At 46.5% G+C, this 21619-nt stretch carries 21 protein-coding genes; 10 read left to right on the top strand and 11 right to left on the bottom strand.

All coding sequences use genetic code 11. The annotated features are described in order from the left end of the window. Positions 1–82 precede the first annotated feature (82 nt). From Q8N16_03615 to Q8N16_03625, 3 genes are all read right to left on the bottom strand, one after another. On the bottom strand, positions 83–688 hold the full coding sequence (locus Q8N16_03615) for a hypothetical protein (GenBank protein MDP3093826.1): 606 nt from the start codon (positions 686–688) through the stop codon (positions 83–85). Between the two features lie 129 nt (positions 689–817). Continuing rightward, on the bottom strand, positions 818–1807 hold the full coding sequence (locus Q8N16_03620) for a HAMP domain-containing protein (GenBank protein ID MDP3093827.1): 990 nt from the start codon (positions 1805–1807) through the stop codon (positions 818–820). A 37-nt stretch (positions 1808–1844) separates the two neighbouring features. After that, positions 1845–2750, bottom strand: coding sequence for a 5'-3' exonuclease H3TH domain-containing protein (locus Q8N16_03625; GenBank protein MDP3093828.1), 906 nt, complete (start codon positions 2748–2750; stop codon positions 1845–1847). A 125-nt stretch (positions 2751–2875) separates the two neighbouring features. Here Q8N16_03625 and Q8N16_03630 point away from each other — a divergent pair, with 125 nt between their 5' ends. The 6 genes from Q8N16_03630 (at position 2876) to Q8N16_03655 (ending at position 9201) form a co-directional block, all read left to right on the top strand. Then, a complete protein-coding gene (locus Q8N16_03630) occupies positions 2876–4174 on the top strand; it encodes a GspE/PulE family protein (GenBank protein MDP3093829.1) in 1299 nt (432 codons plus the stop codon). 203 nt (positions 4175–4377) lie between these two features. After that, positions 4378–5346, top strand: a complete 969-nt coding sequence (locus Q8N16_03635; GenBank protein ID MDP3093830.1) for a lamin tail domain-containing protein — start codon at positions 4378–4380, stop codon at positions 5344–5346. 263 nt (positions 5347–5609) lie between these two features. After that, on the top strand, positions 5610–6347 hold the full coding sequence (locus tag Q8N16_03640; GenBank protein MDP3093831.1) for a YebC/PmpR family DNA-binding transcriptional regulator: 738 nt from the start codon (positions 5610–5612) through the stop codon (positions 6345–6347). A 5-nt stretch (positions 6348–6352) separates the two neighbouring features. Further along, positions 6353–6865: a crossover junction endodeoxyribonuclease RuvC gene (ruvC, locus tag Q8N16_03645; protein ID MDP3093832.1), complete on the top strand. Its 513-nt coding sequence runs from the start codon at positions 6353–6355 to the stop codon at positions 6863–6865. A 78-nt stretch (positions 6866–6943) separates the two neighbouring features. Further along, positions 6944–7123, top strand: coding sequence for a hypothetical protein (locus tag Q8N16_03650; protein ID MDP3093833.1), 180 nt, complete (start codon positions 6944–6946; stop codon positions 7121–7123). A 137-nt stretch (positions 7124–7260) separates the two neighbouring features. Beyond that, entirely contained in the window at positions 7261–9201 is a 1941-nt protein-coding gene (locus tag Q8N16_03655; GenBank protein MDP3093834.1) for a PBP1A family penicillin-binding protein, read from the top strand. On the opposite strand, the gene dnaN is transcribed toward Q8N16_03655, so the two are convergent. Beyond that, the gene (dnaN, locus tag Q8N16_03660) at positions 9190–10314 is read right to left on the bottom strand and encodes a DNA polymerase III subunit beta (protein ID MDP3093835.1); all 1125 of its coding nucleotides are present in this window, start codon (positions 10312–10314) and stop codon (positions 9190–9192) included. The genes Q8N16_03655 and dnaN overlap by 12 nt on opposite strands. 241 nt (positions 10315–10555) lie before the next feature. Continuing rightward, positions 10556–11908 (bottom strand): chromosomal replication initiator protein DnaA, encoded by a 1353-nt coding sequence (gene dnaA / locus Q8N16_03665; protein MDP3093836.1) that lies wholly within the window; start codon positions 11906–11908, stop codon positions 10556–10558. Between the two features lie 515 nt (positions 11909–12423). Here dnaA and rpmH point away from each other — a divergent pair. Genes rpmH through Q8N16_03685 form a run of 4 tightly spaced genes read left to right on the top strand, consistent with a single transcriptional unit; the run spans position 12424 to position 14090 of the window. Continuing rightward, entirely contained in the window at positions 12424–12558 is a 135-nt protein-coding gene (gene rpmH, locus Q8N16_03670) for a 50S ribosomal protein L34 (protein ID MDP3093837.1), read from the top strand. Positions 12559–12560: 2 nt separating this feature from the next. Next, complete coding sequence (gene rnpA / locus Q8N16_03675; GenBank protein MDP3093838.1) at positions 12561–12923, top strand: ribonuclease P protein component; 363 nt, start codon at positions 12561–12563, stop codon at positions 12921–12923. Continuing rightward, positions 12920–13663 (top strand): YidC/Oxa1 family membrane protein insertase, encoded by a 744-nt coding sequence (locus Q8N16_03680; protein ID MDP3093839.1) that lies wholly within the window; start codon positions 12920–12922, stop codon positions 13661–13663. Before rnpA ends, Q8N16_03680 begins: the two co-directional genes overlap by 4 nt. Further along, entirely contained in the window at positions 13632–14090 is a 459-nt protein-coding gene (locus tag Q8N16_03685; protein MDP3093840.1) for a R3H domain-containing nucleic acid-binding protein, read from the top strand. The genes Q8N16_03680 and Q8N16_03685 overlap by 32 nt, the downstream gene beginning before the upstream one ends. Here Q8N16_03685 and Q8N16_03690 read toward each other — a convergent pair. The 6 genes from Q8N16_03690 to Q8N16_03715 are packed head-to-tail and all read right to left on the bottom strand — an operon-like array spanning position 14087 to position 21587. Beyond that, on the bottom strand, positions 14087–15391 hold the full coding sequence (locus Q8N16_03690) for a hypothetical protein (GenBank protein ID MDP3093841.1): 1305 nt from the start codon (positions 15389–15391) through the stop codon (positions 14087–14089). The genes Q8N16_03685 and Q8N16_03690 overlap by 4 nt on opposite strands. 3 nt (positions 15392–15394) lie before the next feature. Further along, on the bottom strand, positions 15395–16474 hold the full coding sequence (locus Q8N16_03695; GenBank protein ID MDP3093842.1) for a hypothetical protein: 1080 nt from the start codon (positions 16472–16474) through the stop codon (positions 15395–15397). Between the two features lie 27 nt (positions 16475–16501). Further along, positions 16502–17278, bottom strand: coding sequence for a M23 family metallopeptidase (locus Q8N16_03700; protein MDP3093843.1), 777 nt, complete (start codon positions 17276–17278; stop codon positions 16502–16504). A 12-nt stretch (positions 17279–17290) separates the two neighbouring features. Next, a complete protein-coding gene (locus tag Q8N16_03705) occupies positions 17291–18997 on the bottom strand; it encodes a hypothetical protein (protein MDP3093844.1) in 1707 nt (568 codons plus the stop codon). Beyond that, a complete protein-coding gene (locus Q8N16_03710) occupies positions 18990–19787 on the bottom strand; it encodes a hypothetical protein (protein MDP3093845.1) in 798 nt (265 codons plus the stop codon). The genes Q8N16_03705 and Q8N16_03710 overlap by 8 nt, the downstream gene beginning before the upstream one ends. A 12-nt stretch (positions 19788–19799) precedes the next feature. Then, a complete protein-coding gene (locus Q8N16_03715; protein ID MDP3093846.1) occupies positions 19800–21587 on the bottom strand; it encodes an ATP-binding protein in 1788 nt (595 codons plus the stop codon). Between the last annotated feature and the right edge of the window lie 32 nt (positions 21588–21619).

A 21619-nucleotide genomic window follows, 5' to 3' on the forward strand; every position in this document is an offset into this window, starting at 1 on the left:
TGTTGCGGAGATGAAAGGCGACAATAAAAATAATAAATACTTTGCAGAGAAGCTCCCTCGCAGATTGCTGCGATTGGGAGCTTCATTTCCATTTCAAAAAATATTCGTGGTAGTTGTCTCCCTCAAAAGTGCATTTTCTTTCTTCGGCAGTTACTTTTACTTTCATGGTCATCTCTAAAATCTTGGAAAAATAACCTAGAAGATTATAACAGTGGATTTTATGAAGACTAAAATTCTCCAGGCGCAGAATGGCATAGCCCCTATCCATATTAAACTCAATTATTTTCAGGTCGCCGACGCTATAATGCTTCCTCCACATTTTCGGCGCCTCTGCAACTGTCTGCTGCGGGGAAACAAAGTATTTAAGGAAAACTTTCAGGAAAATTGAGAACTTTACCGCCGTCTCGCCAATCTCAATAAAGGTATTTTTATCGTAATTGAAGAGTTCGGCAATCGCTGCCATTGAAAGAGCGTCGAGGCCTATCGGGTAAAAATCCATGGTTTTGATCTCTTCGTACTTCAGGGGGTACCCGAGTTCTGCCATCTTTTCTTCCAATCTTTTTAAACCTTCCCGGCCCTCCCTTTTCAAAATAAACTCCCAGTCAACCTTTAAAGTTACCCCCCTGGCTTCTCCAGGGATATTCATGAACTTTTGAGCTGTTGCTCTAGTTATTTTTTCTCTTTCCATGTTATAACGCAAGGTATATCGGGCATTCTGCCCGCTATTAAAAATTGATGATAATTATCTCCATTAAAAAACACTTTGTCTCCTTAACTTTTTCCAAGGTCAATTCTTGGTTCATTTTCTTCTTGGCAATTAAGCTTTGTCTTGAGAATTATTGTCCCGGCTAGCCTCGAACGGCTGGCCAAGTTCCTCTTCTAATTTCTTAATTTCTTTTTTTAAATCGACCATTTTCAGCTCGCGGTCGACTGCCAAACGGTTAAATCTTTCGAGTTCTTTCATCTTTCCCTGAAGATCTTCTGTCCTGGCTTTTACCTGTTCTTCAAGGCTATTGGCCAAATCCTGAAGCTCCCTGGTCCTAGCCGCTACCCTGACTTCTAAAACCTCTTTCGCCTCTTCCAATTTTTGGCGAGAATCCTTGAGGTCTCCAAGCATTTCGTTAAAAGTTTCCGCCAAATCCCCAATCTCGGTTCTCGGGCTGGTTTTGATCCTGACGTCGAGATTTCCCCGCCTGACGTCCTCGCAACTGGCGGTAATCTCTCTGATCGGATCGACGACGCTTCTCAAAATGACGACCATCGCTCCCGTTCCCAAAAATAAAGCCAGCAGGACCACTAAAAGATACCGCCATAAAAGCCTGCTCATTAAAATCTGAGTCTCTCTGAAAGAAAAGCCGATCCAGATCGCCTGGTTTTCGTAGCTCGGATAGATAAGCGCCTTGATGTCTTCTCCGCGAAGAGTTTCGTCCCTAATCAGACTTTTTTCCGACTTGATGACGTTGGCAATATCTATGTCTTTAAGCTTTTTGCCGATTTCGCCTTCAAGAGTGCTCTGGTGGATTTCTCCTGTGGATTTTACGATTCTGATGAAACGAACGTCTTTGAATTTGGCCAGACCGGCGATCAGTCCTTTTTCCGAATCTTTCAAGAGGGACATGCGGTAAAACCAGGAAGGAGAGCCGACCGTTTCCTTGATCGCCTCGGCCAGCTTTATCTTTTCCTCAATGCCTGCCTTGAAGAGATCTTGCTGATGGCTGGTGATTGAAAAGTAAATCAAAACGCTGGCCACCAGAAAAGAGGTTGCAAAAATGCCGAAGATAATGCTGTACAGAGAGTACTTTCTCATATAGCCCCTAATTATTTATCTTATACCACTCAATTGGCTACGGCAATTTTGACAAAAGGCTGAAAAACTGCAAATCCCGGAAATGCTCTGCAACCTTAAGGCGATCATAATCTTTCCAGCGGCAGGTTCCAAGGTTGAAATCGATTTTAACATTGCAACAGATCTCTGCCAATTTCTTGCTCAAAAAAGCTTGTTCTTTTTGGCTGACGAGTTTTTCGAAAACCGAGGCTTTTATCAACTCCTCGGTTGCTTCCTGCTCTATGAGAGAGTATAGGTTTTCCAAACTCTGAAAACTGGTGAGCAGCTCGGTGGCTGTCTTTTCACCGATCCCAAAAACCCCGGGGATGTTGTCCGAAGGGTCTCCGCGCAGGGCCTTGAAATCAACCAGCTGACCCGGGCTAAGACCCTTATATTTTTCCCGAACTGCTTTTTCGTCATAGAGGGTAGTCTGGCTGATGCCCTTTTTAAGAATCAATGCTCTGACTTTTTCGTCTACGAGCTGAAGGACATCGTTGTCGCTGCTCAAAACAATGGTTTTCAAATCCGGAAACTCTGGGCTGTCTTTGGCAAGGGTGACAATGGTACCGATAATATCGTCGGCCTCAAAACCCTGTTTCTCAAAAATCTGCACCCCAAAAGCTCCGAGAATCTCTTTGATCGTAGGGATTTGCAAGTAAAACTCTTCTGGAGCTCTTTCTCTCTTGGCTTTATAGCCAGGAAAAGCCCGGTGGCGGAAAGTCGGAGCAGCCAAATCAAAGGCAACGGCAACAGAGTCCGGTCTTAACTCCCTCAGAGCCTTAAAGAAGACGGTGAAGAACCCGTAAACGGCGTTGACTAATCTGCCGTCTTTGGTTTTCAGCGGCGGCAAGGCATGATAAGCGCGATGGATTAGCGAGTGGGCGTCGATAACGATTAAAAGCCGGTTTTCGTCTTTTGTCTCCATGAAAAACGTTGACTAATTTGTTAAACCAAGATAGAGTGAGAAAAGTGGTTTCATAAATCGAACTTTACTGCTGTCTCTGAATTAATTCTAGCTTTTATTTAAGATTGAGTCGATATCCGTCAAATATGACTGTTTCCAAAAAAATTACCGACAAAATCGAAATCTCTCGGTCGAATCAATCGGAAAAAATTAAGAACGTTCCTGGATTTTCTAAAATCGTTTCCCAGTATTCGGACAAAAACGTCAGCCAGCTTTTGGAAATAATCTTCATCGGCGCCATTGACCTTGACGCTTCTGATGTTCATTTTGAAGTCGAGGAGAACCAGGTTAAAATCCGCCTGAGAATTGACGGCGTCCTCCAGGATCTCGTTAATATTTCCCTTGATGATTACCGATCTTTAGTCTCCCGCCTGAAGTTGGTTTCCGGAATAAAATTGAATGTCAGCGACCGACCCCAAGATGGCCGGTTTTCTATTGTTGACGCAAATTGCGAGATCGAAGTCAGATCTTCGACTCTGCCGTCTGAATACGGAGAATCAATAGTTTTGAGGGTCTTAAACCCCAAAAGTCTGATTAGTCTTGAACAGCTCGGCCTGAGAAACGACCTCCTGGAAACTTTTCGCCGGGAAATCGCCAGGCCAAACGGAATGATTATTGTCACCGGACCGACGGGATCCGGCAAAACGACGACTCTCTACGCTTTCCTGAAAGAAGTCCAAAATCCGGGCGTCAAGATTATTACCATCGAAGACCCAATCGAGTATCGGCTCGAAGGCATTTCCCAAACCCAAGTCGAGCCGGATAAAGGCTACGACTTTGCCTCGGGGTTAAGAGCTATTGTCAGACAAGATCCTGACATAATCCTGGTCGGCGAGATTAGGGACCTGGAAACTGCCAACATCGCCCTGCAAGCGGCCCTGACCGGACACTTGGTTTTCTCCACTTTGCACGCCAACGACGCCGCCGGAACCGTCGCCAGGCTGATGGATTTAGGGGTCAAGCCGCCTTCGATCGCCTCGGCGATAAACTCGGTGGTCGCCCAGCGATTGGTCAGAAAAGTCTGCCCAAAGTGCAGAGAGCTAAAAGTCATCCCTTCTCAGGTACTTGAGGAAATTGACCTGTCCCTTCAGAATCTTCCGAAAGAAATCAAAATCTCGCCGTTGGCCAAAGAAACAAAAATCCCTTTTGCCAAGGGCTGCGAAGATTGCGGTTTTACCGGTTACCGCGGAAGGTTGGGGGTTTTCGAAACTATGACGATTGACGCGGAAATGGACAGATTTATCCAGACTAAACCGCCGACCAGCAGCGTCAAGAACTTAGCCGTCAAAAAAGGACTGATAACAATGTATCAGGACGGCCTAATCAGGGTTCTCGAAGGATTGACCACGGTTGAAGAAATCAAAAGGGTGGTCGGCGAAGGGTAAAATAAACAAGTTTGATTCTAGCGAAATAAAACCTCCTCGGGCAGGGGCATACCCGGACGCCAGTCACGAGTCTCAAATTTTCCCGAGGAAGATTCCAGGCAGAACCCGGAGTCTCCTTCAAGCAAAATTCTCCCCGGTGAAGGGTGCCCCTACCCGAAAAGGCAATATCCCAGATTATAATAAACTATTAAGGTTTTGTCAAGATGTGGCTCTTCCTGGCAGTCTGTCTTTTTCTGCCCGCCGAAGTTTTAGCTAGTCAGCCTTTGAGCGTTGTTTTTAATGAAATCGCCTGGATGGGCACAACTGCGTCTGCCAATAACGAATGGATAGAGCTTTATAATAATACTAACACAGAAATTAACTTGGCTGGCTGGGGATTATACGAAGAAGGAGAAAAAACCCTAGTTGAACCCCTAATCGGAATAATTGGAGCAAAATCATATTATCTTGTTGAAAGAACAGATGACAATACAGTGCCGGGTATTAAAGCCAGCCAGTCTCCGACCGGCTGGGGCGGATATGGTTTAAATAATAATGGAGAACATCTGCAACTTTTAGACAACAGTTCAAATATAATTGACGAAGTTGATTATAGCGGCGGTTGGTTTACCGGTATCGGGAAACCCGAATATAAAACAATGGAAAGAATTAATTCCTTGGTTGGTGGCAGCGATCCTCAAAACTGGCAGACAAGCCAAAATCCCGGCGGCACACCAAAAGTAAAGAATAGCGAACAGAATCAAGAATTAAAAATTGCAGAAGACGTTTTTCCTCTAACTTCCTTAACTAAATCCGAAAAACCTGCTGTTGACGACAGTCGTCAACGGACCTATCCTTCGGGCATTGTTATCAACGAAATTCTTCCATCCCCCGAAGGCCCGGACGAAACCGAGGAATGGATCGAGATTTTTAATCAAAACTCCTTCCCGGTTGAGCTCTCAGGCTGGCAAATCAATGACTTTTTCGGCAAGACGAAAACGTATTCTTTCCCGCCGGGAACCGTCATCAATCCTCAAAGCTATCTGGTTGTCAAAAGGCCGGATTCCAAGATTATCCTCAACAACCAAGAAGAAAAGATTTTCTTGTCTGCCCCAGACAAACGGATAATCGACACCGTTTACTACAAGAAGGCTGTTCGCGAACAATCTCTGGCGAGATTCTCCAATGACTGATCCTGGACAAAAACGCCGACTCCCGGTAATCTAAATACTCAGGGTAATCAGGAAAACAAACCTCCAGACGTTACTGCGCAAAAAGATTTTGAGAAAACTCTACCGCTGGCGGCGAGCGCCGTTCAGACGAAGACCGAAAACACTGAGAAAAATTATTCTTCGTTTTTGGAAACCGGGGGGCTGGCAATCTTGATCGCCGCCATTTCAGGAATAACGGTTTTAATGTTAAAAAGGTTAATAGAAAAAGATATCTCTTAAATAATATGTCAGGCCACAGCCACGCGAAAACTATAAAGCATGCCAAAAATATTACTGACCAGAAAAGGGGGCAGATTTTCTCAAAAATGGTCCGGCTGATCGCAATCGCCGTCAAGGACGCCGGCCCGAACGCAGAAACCAATTCGAAACTGAAAGCCGCCGTCGAAAGAGCAAAATCCTTAAACGTACCGAATGACAACATTGAACGAGCTATCAAGCAGGCGACCGGAGGCCTGGGAGGGAAAGACTTGAACGAATTCTTGTTCGAGGGCTACGGCCCGGGCGGAATCGCCCTGATAATCGAAGGGATAACCGATAATAAAAACCGCATCTTGGGAGAAATAAAACAAACTTTAACCCAATACGGCGGAAAATTAGCCCAGGAAGGATCAGTTCGCTGGATGTTCGAGAGAAAAGGAGTAATCGCCGTTTCCCTTGAGGACCAACTAGACAACTGGAAGAACAAGGAGTCTCTGGAGCTAAAGGCGATCGAAGCCGGGGCTCAAGACTTTATCTGGCGCCAGGGAGACCTGCTCGAAATCTATGCGTCGGGAGACGGCCTTCAGTCTTTAAAAGAAAATCTTGAAAGGGAGAATATTAAAATAGATTCTGCTTCTGCCGACTGGGTGGCCAAAGACGAGATTCCGACTGACGAACTTTCAGAAAATCAGGCTCTCAAGCTTTTTGACTCTCTTGACGAGAACAGCGACGTCCAGGACGTTTATTCAAATCTTAAAAGCTAATCGAGATGACGATTCTTGGTATTGATCCGGGAACGGCAACTATCGGTTACGGTATTTTAGAAACCAAAGTCTCAAAAGGCCAGAAGTCAAAGATAAGTTGCCTGGGCTTTGGCTTAATCGAAACCTCGCCGACTCAATCTTTTCCGGCGCGCCTCAAGAGAATCAGCCTTGAGCTGGACGCTTTGATCAGAAAACACCGTCCGGGGTTAATCGCTATTGAAAGCGTCTTCTTCTTTAGGAACTTAAAGACCTTTGTTCCCGTCAGCCGAGCCACCGGAGTGATTATTCTTGGAGCGGCAAAGAGAAAAATCCCTTTAGTTGAATTCACTCCCCTGCAGGTGAAAGTCAGAGTGGCCAACGACGGCCGCGCCGAGAAAAAAGAGGTCCAGAACAAAATCAAAAAAATACTTGGCCTGAAAGAGATTCCCAAACCAGACGACATCGCCGACGCCCTGGGAGTCGCCCTTTGCGGCGCCTTTGCCATTTTGAAAAGCGGGGGTATTGACAAGATTTCTTGAAAAACTAAAATTGCTAATAGATATAACAAACATAAAGGTCGGCCGAAAAACCTATCTGTAAGAAACCTATTAAAAATCATGCTTTTGGACAAAGAGATTTCATCCATCCTGAACAATCAGAATGAGTGGGAAGGAGCCATGGATTATGAGGGCGACGAAGAGCCCGCAGAGAAAGAGCCCGCAGAAAAGGAGGAAGAAGAAGAGGAAGAAGAGAAAGAAGAGTCGGATGATTCAGACGTAGAAGAAGAGATCGAGTAGCAATCTTCGTTTAACTAGAATTCCTGCTTAGAAAATGATAAAAGCCCGGCCTGCCGGGTTTTTGTCGTAAAGTTCTCCAATATTGAGTTACGCCGCAAATTAGCTAGAATGGATGCAGACAACTTTTCAAGAGCATTATGGCTGAGAGAAAATTCTACCGCAAAGTCTACGGGAAAACCAGAAAAAGGAAGTGGTTTTTTTCGTTGCTAAAGTTTTTCGCATTGTCTGTGCTGGTTCTTTTTGCCATCGGCCTGATATTTGTCATCAACTATGCCAAGGACCTGCCCCGCCCGGAAAAATTCACCGAAAAAGAAACTTACCAATCGACCAAAATCTATGACAGAAAAGGAGAAATCGTTCTTTACGAAATTTACGGCGAGGAAAAAAGGACAATCGTTCCTTTGGGGCAGATCTCCAGCTATCTTAAAGAGGCAGTCCTGGCTGCCGAAGATGCTGATTTCTACCGTCACCGCGGCATAAGTCCAAAAGGAGTCGCTAGGGCCATCCTGGCCGATTTGAGAATCTTCCAGCCGGTTCAGGGAGCCTCGACCATCTCCCAGCAGCTGATCAGGTCCTCGTATCTTGGATTGGAAAAAACCGGAGCCAGAAAAACCAGAGAGGTAATCCTCACCCTCGAACTCGAAAGACGCTACTCCAAAGACCAGATTCTGGAATTCTATTTGAACCAGATTCCCTTCGGGCAGAACGCTTATGGCGCCCAGGCCGCCGCTCAATCTTATTTTCAGAAAAACGCCAAGGACCTTTCTCTGGCAGAAGCCGCTCTCCTGGCCTCCCTGATCAAAGCTCCCAGCTATCTTTCTCCCTACGGCCCCAATCAAGAAAAGCTTTTCATTAGAAGAGACTATGTCTTACAGCGAATGGCTGATTTGTATTTTATTACTCCCGAGGCGAAAGAGGCCGCTGAAAGCGAGGTTCTAAAATTCGCCAAAATCAGCCAAGCGATCAAAGCTCCCCATTTTGTCATCTGGATCAAAGGCCTTTTGGAAGAAAAGTACGGCGAAAACTTCCTAAAAGAGAAAGGGTTGAAAGTCTATACGACTTTAGACTGGGATCTTCAGGAAGCGGCCGAAAAAATCGTCGAGGAAAGAGTTAAGATAAATCAGGGCAACCGTTCTTTTAACGCCGCTGCCGTTGTCATCGACCCGAGAACCGGACAGATATTGGCCATGGTTGGCTCCAAAGACTTTTTTGCCGATCCTTACCCGGCAGACTGCCTGTCCGGGAAAAACTGCCTTTTTGAACCTCAATTCAACGTTGCTCTGGCCAGCCGTCAGCCGGGCTCATCGTTTAAGCCCTTCGTTTATGCAACTGCTTTTAAAAAGGGCTTTGACGACAAGACCGTCGTCATCGATGAGCAGACTAATTTCGGCAATTGGGGAGGAGAGGATTACATCCCTCGGAATTACGACGGCACTTTTAGAGGCGCGGTCACTCTTAGGCAGGCGCTGGCCCAGTCATTGAATATCCCCTCAATCAAGGTTCTCATGAAAATGGGGGGCTTAGAAGATAGCGTCCAAACTGCCAGAGATCTGGGAATTACCACTCTAAAATCCCCTTTTGGGCCCGCGATAGTTCTCGGCGGCCATGAGGTTAAACTTCTAGAAATAACATCTGCTTACGGCGCCTTTGCCAACAACGGCCTCTGGGCAAAACCGACCCCCATCTTAAGAATCGAGGACACTGATGGGCAAATTGTCGAGGAAAGCAAAACTTCTCCCAGACGGGTTCTTGAGACAAAAGTGACCGCCCTGATTAATGACATCTTGTCGGACAACGCTGCCAGGACCCCGATTTTCGGGCCAAGATCGACTCTGTTTTTTGAGAACTATCAGGTGGCAGTCAAAACCGGCACCACTCAGGATTACCGCGACGGCTGGACGATCGGCTACACCCCGTCGATTTCTATTGGGGTCTGGACCGGAAATAACGATAACTCGCCGATGCAAAAAGAGCCGGGGATAGTTTTCGCCGGCCCAATCTTTCATCAGATAATGGAAAAAGCTTTTTCCCGAGAACTGCCAGAGCCTTTCCCGAAAACAGACAATCTAAACCCTTAAAGGCATTAGCAGATACAGGTAGCTGGAATCTTGCTCCGGCCTTAAAACCGCCGGGTCTTCGTCTTTGCTCAAAGCAAAAATGAAATCTTTTTCTCTGATCTGATTCAGACCGTCGACTAAGAATCTCCAATTGAAAGAAACTTCCATTTCCTCTCCCTTTTCGATTTTGACTGCCAGAGCGCTAGTTGACTGGCCGACTTCCGGATTCTGTCCCTCGATCTCAATTTCCTGCTTTTCCGGTTTAACCCTGATTTTTATCTCGTTGATTTTATTGCTGAAAAGGCTGACTGCCTTGAGGCGCTGAAGGAAAACGTCTTTCTTGACCAAGGCCCTGAAACGGAACTCCGTCGGGATAATCTCTCGATAATCAGGGTACCCTCCTTCGATTAATCTAGAGAAAAACTGGATTTTGGGATGGGAGGTTTCCTCCATCAGCATTTCCAGAAGAATCTGATTCGAAGAAAGGTAGAATTTCAAATCGCCGCCTCTGTCTTCAAAAATATTGATTATCTCCCGACAGGCTTTCTGGGGCAGGATGAAAGAGATTTCCTTGCTCATTTTTTCGCCCAGAGAAAGGGTTTTTTCGGCTAAACGGAAACTGTCGGTTGCCACCATTTTTAGGTTGCTGTCAAGAAACTGGAAATAGACTCCGGATATTTCCGGCTTGATGAGGGAAACTGCTGCCATTTCTACTACCCGAGACAGCCCCTCGACAAACTCCGGAGCTTTTAAGGAAAACGTCTCTTTCGAATCCGGCTCGGGAATAATGGGAAACTCTTCCGCGTCCAGTCCGTTGATCTGGGCTTGGAATTCTTCCGCTTCCAGCAATATTCTTTTCTCCTCTGCTTTTAAGACTATTTTTTCCGCCGAAAGGTTATCGACCAGTCCTTGAAGAATCCTTAAAGGGCAGGCGATTTTCCCTTCTTTCTCAACTTTGGAAAGAATCCACCATTTTATCCCCATTTCCAGGTCCGTGGCTTTTAAGCAGGTAAAGCTTTTTTCGCAGGATATTAAAACCGAGTTTAGAATCGGCAGGGAAAGATTTTTTTGAGCGATTCTGCCGACGGCATTGAGGCCTTCTCTTAAATTTTCTCTGAGGATGGTCGTCTTCATAGTATTTAGTAAATTACTTAATATATACTTGTTGTTGTTGTTGGCAGTCTTTGATCCGTCGGATTTTCCTGTAAAACAGCTTTTAATAAAATGTTATTTCTTTTGGCAAAAAGGCGGGCAAAACTGTGAAAAAGGTGTTCTTTAAAATTTGTTCAGTTTCCAAAGCCTTTTATTTGGGTCTAGATTTCATCAGGTTTCCCCGCCCTTTTCCACAGGATTTTGACAGTTTTTGCCAAGGGGATCACAAGCCGTAGAGTTTTTTTCTAATCAGGCTGATTTCTTCCAAAAAATCCTCATCCCTTTCGATTTCTCCCTTGATTTTCTTAAAAGCGTGGATAGCGGTGGTGTGGTCTTTGCCCTTGAACATTCTGCCGATGGCCGGAAAAGAATATTTCAACTCCTCCCTCAAGAAGAACATTATTATCTGCCGCGGTTTCACTATCTCCTTTTTTCTAGTGACGTCGAAAACTTCCTTTTCTCTCAGATCGTAAAAATCGCTGACCGTTTGGACGATTTTTTTCGGAGAAGAGATTCTCGGAAGGTTGACCGTAAAACTCCCGAGCACCTCTTTTGCCACCTCGATAGTCAGAGGTTTTCCGTAAATCTTTTGATGGGTTGCCAAGCGGTTCAAAGCTCCTTCCAGCTCGCGGATGTTTTTCTGGATATTGCTGGCGATATAATTTAAAATGTCTTCGTTAAACTCGATTTTCTTTTCCGAGGCCTTGGTTTTCAAAATGGCGATTCTCGTTTCCAGGTCCGGCAGGCTAATGTCGGCGATCATTCCCCCTTCGAAACGGGACCTCAGTCTTTCGGCGAGGGAAGAAATGGCTTTTGGCGGGCGGTCGGAGGAAAGAACGATTTGCTTGTCTTTTTCGTAGAGAGCGTTGAAGAGATGGAAAAACTCTTCTTGGGTTTTTTCTTTCCCAGCCAGAAACTGGACGTCGTCGACAATCAACAAATCGATCCTCTGGAATTTTTGCTTTAATGATTCGATCTGGTGGTTTCTGATAGCCCCGACGATTTCCGAGGTGAATCTTTCTGCGGGCAGATATTTGATGTTTTTCTTGCCATGAGTTTTATTGACTTCGTTGCCGATTGCCTGCAAAAGATGAGTTTTGCCCAAACCCACTCCGCCGTAGACGAACAAAGGATTGTAGGCGCGCCCGGGGTCTTTGACGATCGCCGTTGCCGCGGCGTGAGCCAGCTCGTTAAAAGAGCCGACGATAAAGTTTTCAAAAAGATAACGGGGATTGAGATTGGTTTCCCTGTCTACTTTCAACTCCTGAAAATCGAGTTGTTCTGCGGCGACGGCTTGATTGGTTTTCTTTTCCAGAGGCGTCGGCGGCGAGGAATAGCCGACGATGTATTTTATTTCCCTCAAACCGTTGTCCTGATCGTTGATGATTTTGGCAATCAGTTTGTGGTATTTGTTTTTCAGCCATTCCCTAGAGAAAGAGTTGGGAACGGAAATAGTCACCTCTCCGTTTCCGTGGGAAATAATTGAGGTTTGCCTGAACCAGGTGGCGAAATTCGCCGGGGAGATGACTAGTTGAATTTGGGCAAGGACAGTTTGCCAGAGTTCTTCGTTCGTCATACGAATTCTACGAATTACGAATTTATACGAATATACCTTTTCGTAAATTATAGAGATATGTTTTGAGATGATCTATTATATCTTTTGGCAAGCAAAAACGCAAAAAGAGATTAAGTTTTCCACATCCATTGATAAACTGTGGATAAAGGGTGGAACAACAGAGAACAAACTTAGTCATATATTATCGCAATCTGCGCGTCTCGTTGGTATTTTACCAAATTTACACGATCGTGGATTTTTCGTAAGCTTTTGTTCAGGAAATATCGTTTTCAAATGAGACTTTACGAATTTTACACGATCGTAGATTTTTGGCAATCTTCCTGATCCTAAATTTTCTATGTCACAGGCACATTAGTTTTACTACAATTTCCCGTCTCGCAAGTCGTGCACGTCTTTTTTTAAACGATTTAACCACCTCTTCTGTGATCAGATTTTAGATGATTTAATACGGAGAGTTGTTTTGCGGAGTAAAACCTGCTAGACTGATTGATGAAACTTTGTTATTAATTTTCGCCATGTCCATTACCTACAAGCCAAAGAGAAAAAAGAGAAAAAGAACCCACGGTTTTTTGATAAGAAGCAGAACCGTCGGCGGGAGAAGAATTCTTGCCCGCCGGCGCCGGAAGAAAAGAACTAAACTCACCGTCTAAAAATGCTTCCTAGACTCTACCGCCTTAAAAAAGAAAGCGATTTCGATCGCCTCTTTAAAAAAGGGATGGTTAAAAGCGGCGAGTTTTTGACCATCAGGTTTATTGACAACGGCCGGGGAACCAGCCGTTTCGGATTCGTAGTCGGTAGTAAAAGTTTCAAAAAAGCCAGCTTGAGAAACAAGCTCAAGAGAAAGCTGAGAGAGGCGGTCAAGGGAAATCTAGCCCTTATTGAACCCGGAAAAGACGTGGCTTTTGCCGCAAAAACCGGCGCAATCGACAAAAGCGTCAAAGAGACAGGAGAACATATCTTTTCTCTTTTAAATCAGGCAGGTCTCATTAAAAAACAACAGACCCCGCAGCAATGAGTTCTAATATTCTTGGCCAGTTTTTCCAAGTTTTTTTATACCAGCCGCTTTTCAACGCCCTGATCCTTATCTACAACCTGCTGCCCGGGCACGATTTGGGCGTGGCTGTAATTATCCTCACCGCGGTCATCAAGGGCCTGACCTGGCCCTTGAACACCAAGGCATTCAGGGCCCAGCAGGCGATGGCCAAAGTCCAGCCCCGGATCAAAGAAGCCCAGCAAAAATACAAAAACAATCCCGGAGAGCAGGCAAAAGTGGTTTCAGAAATATTCAAAAAGGAAAAAGTCAGCCCTTTCAGCTCGCTGGTTCCGATTCTGATTCAACTGCCGGTTTTGATCGCCTTGTACCAGCTTTTCTTAAAAGGCCTTTGGGCGGAAAACAACTATCTTTACAGTTTTGTCTCTAGGCCCGGGGCTTTGAGCCCGACGTTTTTAGGAATTATCAATCTTTCTCAACCGAGTTTTTTATTGGCCGTCTTGGCGGGTTTGGCCCAATTAGTTCAATCCTTAATGATGCCGAACCCAGCCGGCCAAGCCGGCAATTCCGATCCCGGGCAGAAAATGGCGCAAATGATGCAAAAACAAATGACGTTTTTATTTCCGATACTGACGGTTTTCATCTTGGCCAAGCTGCCGTCGGTCCTCGGGCTTTACTGGCTGGCAACATCAGTTTTCACGATTTTGCAGCAATATATTTTAAACAAAAAACATGATTTCAAGGGAACAACGGGAAACAATTAAAGAGATTATCAGGAATTTCTTTGATAAGGCGACAATCGAGGTTGAAATCAAAGAGGAAACGGTCGATGAAGACACTTTTAGGATCAATCTGGAGACTGAGTCTCCCCAGCTGCTGATCGGAGAAGGCGGGCAGACTTTGAGCGAAATCCAGCATCTCTTAAGGCTGATTTGTCGAAAAAAGATCGGCCCCGGTTTTTACTTGGACATCGATGTCAGTAATTACAAGAAGAAAAAAGCGGTCTATTTGGAGGAATTAGCCAAGACCGCTGCCGACGAAGTCGCTTTGACCAAAAAAGATAGAGAACTTTTGCCGATGTCTTCGCAAGACAGAAGAATCATTCATCTAGTTCTCAGTCAGAGGGCAGATGTTATTGCCGAAAGCAAGGGCGAGGATCCGGACAGAAGAGTGATTATCAGGCCGGCCTAGGGCAATGTCGGGTAAACTATGAAGGAAGAGGCGCAGGGCCTGAGACAGGGAGCGCACCATCCCAAAGCAGGAATGCAAGGGCAGGGCCAGGGCGCGATGGCGCTACACCTGCCTATAGGATTATCGATCAGGTTGCTATCACTTCTGGTGAAGGTTTCGCAGCCGCCCTCAAAATCTTCGTCTCTGAAAAGAATGACAATATAGTTTCCGTTCATCTCGATACTGTTAATCATATTATCAAAATCCAAGCTGTCCACTTCGCTAACCTCTATGTCTCGGTAAATGCTTCCGAGAGAGTTTCCGTCTTTGTCGTAAAACTTGACTCCGTCTGTAGTTGAACTCGCCGGCCGGGTCCTGTCTCCTTTAAATACGGTAATAGACGATGTCTGCCTTAGGCCAATGTATTTGGCGTCTAAATTGCTCACGCTTGAGAGAATCACGCTGCATCTGCCTAGAAGATTCTCGTCTGAGTGGAGAACTGCGGCAAAGCCTTTTCCGGCTTTTCCGAATTTGGCAGCGCTGTTCTTCAATTTTACTGATTCGGCCTCATCATTAAAATCAGGCATGCTTCCTTGGGATGATATATAAAGCCTGTAGCTGTCCTCATAGTCAATGTCTTTAAAAAGGTAGACCCCGGGCAATTTCCATTGAATGCTGATTGACCTGGCCGGACCGCCCAAACTCAAGGCGATGGTGTCGTCGTTATTGCCTTCGACTTCCTCCCAGGCGCCGGTGTCGTCGTAATTAGGCTTTAGATAAGCTCTGATATCAACCTCGTCAGAGTTAGTGCCAATGAACTGAACGCTGATCGCTCCCCCTTCAAAGAGCAGGAGATCGGCAACGCTCGTCTTGAGATTTGTGTTTCCGCCGATGCCATTATAGATTTTTATGGCTCTGTCGATTTTGATCCCAGACGGATTCATAATCGTCAGTTTGGGGTTAATAGTGTTGAGAAGAAGGTAAGAAGAAAGGAGAATAATCGCCCCCAAAAAAGAGGACATCATCCTGTCTAAGCTGTCTTTAAGGGCGGCGGGGTTGCCCATGGATGTCAGATAGCTGAATCCGGCAAAAAGCATTGATCCGAAGACAATTACTCCGGCCGACACCAAAGCAAAAACAAAAACATATCTGAAATAAACGGGCAGAAGGGTAGTTGTCGTCGTTGGGATGTCGGTCGACGGCATGGCCGGATAGGCTGTTTCGAGCTTTCTCCCTGAGGCCTGACCGGCTAGCAGCAGAGCCGTAAGCATTATTAAGAAAGCCGAGACTGTAACGATTTTTCTCATTGTTTTTGTGGTCATGTTTTACTGGCAGCAAAAGTAATTATTTGGATAACATTTTTCAATAGCTTCGCCCATTATTTCCTGGCAGGGCAAAAGTATTTTTCCGGTTTTTCCCTGCAGCAATTCTAATTCTAGTTCAAATTTTGAGGTTCGGCAATCGCGCACATTGTCTATGCTTTTTTCGAGGAGATCGGCCAAGATTTCAGGCTCCGGCTTGCCGCCAATCAGGCAGAGGAGTTTTAAAATAGGGACGTCGCAAATAGTCCAGGAAGCGTCTTTGACCAAAAGCGGCATTTCCGGATAGCCGGTAATCCTTTTTTCGAGAATGTCGACGAGTCTTTGAAAAGCTCCGACAATAATGCCGTGGCTGCTGGAAATCAACTGATTGGCGCTATCTATTGCCGCAAACGGGCAGGCGTCGCCTGTGCAATCTTCCTCGTCGCAGACCTCTCTTGGACATTGATCAGGTTCTTCCGGGTAGCAGGTTGTCCCGTCGGGGCAAGTTCCTGTTGGCGGGCCCCAAAAAGCGCCGTAAGGCGGATTAGATGTATTCCAAATACAATTACCAATGCCGCCAGCTGGAGCATAGTTAACCCAGCAATTCCTTGGCCCGTCAGCATTGTATTGACAGAGGGGTAGGCTGGAAGTCATGCTCGTATTGCACCAAGCCAGACACTGTGCCCAGTTCGAAACATCATAAGAAACAGTCAAAGCAATGCCGCCATGATTGCTGCACCAAGAATCGGTTGGCGGAAATGGCGTACAGGTATCATATTCAGTACGAGGGTCGCAGTCAGAATCGCAGTTTTCCGTCTTGCACTGCGTGCTTAATGTAACCAGTATTTTCCCGGCCCTGTATTCTTGATTTGCCGCCAGAATCATGTTTTTAAGTTCGGTCAGAATTTTATTGGCAGTATAGACCGACTGGTCGCACAACTGGCCGACAGGCACTTCTTTTTCTGCCGGGCAGGCGAGAGGCTTTTCCTGATCCTTATATTGGGGCGGGGTTTCTCCTCGGACGTAATTATCAACAAAAACTAAACCGCAAAATAAAGCGATGAGAGAGATTATAAGGATTTTTTTTCTATGGATCAAAGGCATTGGGAGCCATTTAGTTTAAGGTTTTGTCTAGGGGTTACAGGCCAGTTGGTCGGCGGGAGCTGTGCAATAAACAGGACTGCCCTCGCTGTAATTGTAGGCTGGCGGCGGGAGATAACAGAGAGGATTGACTGTGTGTGATAACAGGATGACGCTGTAGGGAATCTCAGGCGTTAATAAGAGCGCAAAATGAAGATGGGCGTGCGCTCCGCCGCCGGCTCCGGAATTACCCATGCCGCCAATTAGCGTTTGACCAGGAATGTCAGCTCCTGGTGCCGCCGTAGAAATTTCGCTAGAGATGGAATCTAAGTGGGCATAGAAACTGGCGAGCTTTGTGTTATCCGGCAACGTATGTTCAATCTCTACCCAATCGCCATAATTAGTTTCATAGCCGGTGCCTACTAACTTGCCAGGCCCTATGCTATAAATCGGGGCCCCGGTTGGATTTCCGTGAAGTCCGTAATCAACGCCGTCGTGGCAGTATGTAGCCGTTCGTTGGATTGCCCACTTGCTTGTCAGGACAGCATTATTCATCGGCAGACTAAAGAAACCTATCGGCGGAGGAGGCGGTCCCGGCGGTATTGGGCTGGAGCCATCGTCAAGGAGAGACGTGTACAGCTGGCTGGCGCCCATGGCAAAATCGGCTAAGGCATTGACAATGTAGTCTTCTTCTAATTGGACGTAAAAAGTCAGCGGATCCCGACTTTCTTCAGCAACGGTATTCTTTACCCGGACCTGCGTGGCCATGACAAGGACCAAACCGCCCAAGATAAAGATGATTTTTATTGTTTTCAGAAATCTGTTCATGTCTGCGCCGCGCTATTTATAAAAGTTGGTTACAGACCAAATGCAATACGGATGGCTGCTGCACCAGCCGCCTGGCCCGGTGAAGCAATCATGGTAGTGTTCGCACTGGTCGTCAATGGGACATTTCGCCGCCATTCCTCCTCCTCCCGCGCAACCCCCGGTCTTAGAAAGACAGACGTCAACCAGATACCCGCTTTCCCAGACTTTAATGGCGGTTTGGAAGTCTCTTTGATCCCATGAGCAGTCAGTGGTGTGGACGCTGTGGCCGGCATTGAGCGGTATGCCAAAACAGCTCGTGCCGGTAAAGTCATAGCCCGGGTCTTTTGAGCCCAATGCCCCCCGGCTTAGATGTTTGGCAACAGCAAAGGTTGCATCCAAAAGATTACATGGGTTTGGCACTCTGCCGGGCGCGACTTCATTTACAGCGCCTTTAAGGCTATTCCATATATACTCTGCCTGAAAAGGAACGATTCCTTGCGAAGGAAAAACGCTAGGATCGCAGTTAGGCATTCCTCCGCCTTCGCAGCTCCAGTTTTCAATATTTTCGTTGGTCCAAGTGTATCTGCCGGGATTAAAAGCTCCCTCGCCATACATAACTCCAAGCATGAGCGACGGCGGAACGTGAAAAGTTTCGGCGGCCGCTTCCACTATTGCCTGAAAAGTAGGTAAATCGCTTAACCTCGGTACTGACCAGAATGTCACACCAGCATTTGAAAGTTTACAAGATCCGCTTGCAGGAGGGAGGCTGATCGGACTCGGAGAACCAGAACAAATCAAGGAACCGCTCCCTGAACCTGGCCCCCATATCTTTTTGACCACGACGTTCATTTCGTCTTTAATGCTCTGGAAAGTGTAAAAATCGATTCCGTGACCTTGGGAGTTTTCCAGAAAGTTTTTGGCTAACCCGAGCTTCCCCGATTCTTTATACAGAGCCATCAAAGCCATAATGACTGCCAGGCGTTTTGCTTTCAAAACTTCAAGGGCGGCAGAAAGTTCTAACCGTTTCGAGTCGATCTGCGCTTTTTTAGGGCAGAGTTCCTCAAAAGTGCCCTCGCAGTCAGGAGCGGCAACGCAGTCGTCGTCGCATTCTGAATCCAACCGAGAGCACTTACAGGTGTCTAAAAGGTCTTTAAGCTCCTGGCTTTTTTCGGTCACTATTATTGAAGCCTCTTTCAGGGCTTCGGCCGGGGCTTTGGTCTGTTTCATCTTTTCTATAACCGAAATTTCGATCGTGCCGATCGGCAGTTCCCAGAAAACAGCGGGTTTTTCCAGATTGATGCTGGGCAAGGGACCCATAGAAGGGCTCGGATGGCTGACGGCAGACAGTCTCATAAAGAGCAGGCTGGGGTTGATGACTTTCAAAAGCATAAAAGAACAGAGTAGCAGCAAAAGGCCGGTAAGGGCGGAAGTCATCTGATCCCTGGCGGCGACAGTTCTGCCGATATTGGCGCCGGCAGTCAAGTAAAGGACCCCGCCAAAGACAATGGCACAGCCGGCGATGAGCGAGCCTAAGATCAAAGCAAGGCCGTAAAAGTATTTGACGAACAAAGGCACGGCGTATTCGCTGGGATATATCTTGGCTTTGATCTTGGGCATAAACTCCTGGGGAGATTCCATTCCCGGAACGTCCGGATAAACGATTTCCAAAGCAAGGGCTTGGGGAGCGAACCCTAAAAGCAAAATTGATATTAAAAAGATTAAAAACGCTTTGTTATTCATTTGAAGGCGGCGAACTAGTCAGTTCCATGTAAACGGAAATCGTCCAAAAGGGCAAAGCGCCAATAAGAGGAACAATTTCGCCGATAAAGGCGAGAACTACTCTCAAGACTCTGGCGCCGACTTTGACGGCTTTGCCTCCGGCTTTGGCGGCTTTGGCGGCTTTGGCGGCAGCCTGTTTCGTTTTTTTCCCGATCGCCTCAACCGCTTGTTTTCTCTGCGCGTGCTGTTCAACTACCCCCTCTGCATATTCTTCAGAGCTAAACTGCTTTCCCATAATCATAGCCCTTAGCATGATCAGTCCGCCGATGACTATCAGCCCGACGATATCTGAAATCCAGGAAAAAATTTCACCAAGGCCGTAAGCGACGTCGAGCACGGTAAAAAGTATGCCGGCAAAATCAATGATCAAAGCCGTGCCTATCAGAAAAATTCCCCAGGGAGTCAGAAGCTCCAGGTATTTGCTGCCCGTAGAGGTTTCGGTTTCCTCGTCCGATTCCTCCTCCTCCTCATCATCATCATCATCCTCTTCCTCACCTTCTTCTTCCCCTTCCTCCTCTTCGGTTCTCTCTGTCGTTTCTTCTCGCTCGATTTTTTCCGAACCAAAATCTTTTTCGGCTTTCTCTTCTGTAGAAGAAGGACTTTCTGCTCTTGGCCCGCCCGGTTTTTCGATTTCAGGGGAAGGAATGTTGTCCGGCGCCGGCGCGCCGGGTTTTTCCATTCCCGAAGAAGGAGGTTTCCCCGCCGGAGGAGTCTTTATTGGCACTGGTTTTGGCACAGTTCCTCCTGCCATGGTATTTATTATTTACTCTTCTGATTCTTGTTTAGCTCTTCTAATTTTCAAAACTTCTTCTGGAGAAGTGGTAATAATTTGGTCTTCGGCGTAAGAAGCGACAATGCGGATGGCAACGTGTTTTTGGCCGGCGATGAACACTCCCTCGCCGATGCCAGATTGCAAAAGGAGCATTTTTTCCTCCTCGGTCAGGTTGAAAGTTTTTTGGACTTGGTTGACTATGGCCGGGCTTTGCTTCAAGAGAAGCTGGAGCGAGGAGTTGGCGACAATGGCCAAACCGTAGCTTGATCCCAGGAAGTCGCCGACGTCCTGAGTGATAGTTGTTAATCCCAGCCAGTATTTTCTCGCTCTTTTGGCCACGCCAAAAAGAAAAGAGGCGCCATCGTTAGACTGCATCAGCCACCAGGCCTCATCGATCAAGAGCATCCTTTTTTTGAGCTGGGAGCGGATCTTGTTCCAGATATACCTCATAACTACGAACATCGCCATTGGCCGAAGTTCATCCTCCATATCTCTGATGCCGAAAACGACCATGTTTTTGTCCAGAGAAAGATTGCTCGGCTGGTTGAAAAAGTTGGCAAAAGTCCCCTGGGTGAACTTTCTCAATCTTCTTACCAAAGAATCCCCTCCCTCCATGGTTTCGAGAACCGATTCCAAATCGGACATAAGGGGGATGTTTTCCTGCCACTTTAAGGGATCGGATTCCGGGGTAATGTCTTTGGCGGCATAGGTTTCGGCTATGGCCCGGTCGATAATGGCGTCTTCTTCTGCGGTTAAACCGCCGAGCATAAGTCGCAAGAGCCCCACGAGGTTAATGACGTTAGATCTAAGAACGTCTTCGGGATCTTCATCTTCCCGGGGCAGAGGCAGGTCAAAAGGGTTTATATGGTTTTCCGAGCTCAGGGAAATGTTGAAGAACGATCCACCGACGGCATCAACCAGGAACTTATATTCGTTCTCCGGGTCGATGACAATCGTGTCGACCCCGGTCATCAGAGACCTTAGGATTTCAACTTTCGCGAAGTAGCTTTTACCCCCACCCGATTTACTGAAAATTAAGAGGTTCGCATTCTCTAAACTAAAGCGGTCAAAAAGAATCAGGGAATTATTGTGCCGGTTGATGCCGTAAAGAGTCCCTTCGTTTGAACTTAAGTCAAAAGAAATGAAGGGAAAAGTTGAAGAAAGCGGGCTGGTGTTCATCGGCGTGTGGATGTCTAACAAATCCAGACCGTAAGGAGAAGTAGAAATGAATCCTTGTTTTTGTTGGAAAAGGGCGGGCTTGATGAAAATCAGTTTTCCCTCGAGGATTGATCTCAAGGTCAGCTCGACGTCGCGGAGTTGTTTTTCCGTGTCAGCGTAAATAGTAATATAGAGGCCGAACCTGAACATTTTTTCCTGGGCGGTTTGCAATCCGTCCCTCAAAGCTTCCATGTCTTGGAAAGCGGTTTCCAGGACAGGATCTCGGATGAGTCCTTTTTCCTGCCGGTCAATCAGCTCCGCTTGGACCTCGGTCACTTTTTTTCTCAATAATTTCAAGATCAAGCCGGTATCAATCGGGTGGATGAAAAAACTAATGTCCATCGGCGTTTCGAGGTTGATGATGGGCGAAAACCAGCCGGTGGAAAGGTACCGGGGATAAGAAAAGGCGAAAAAGGATTTGGCGAGTTTTTCCCCGATCTTCAAAAAGCTCTGCTGGATTTCAATCGAAGACGGGGCGATAAAATCCCTGACGTTGAGAATCTCGGCTTCGAAGATTTTTTCCGGCAAACCCCGGTTTTTTTTAAAAAAGGGAATGTTCATTGTTCTACGAATATACGAATACGCTAATATGC

It is taken from the genome of bacterium, assembly GCA_030693425.1.
In the GTDB taxonomy this organism is placed as follows: domain Bacteria; phylum Patescibacteriota; class Minisyncoccia; order Minisyncoccales; family GWA2-46-15; genus GWA2-46-15.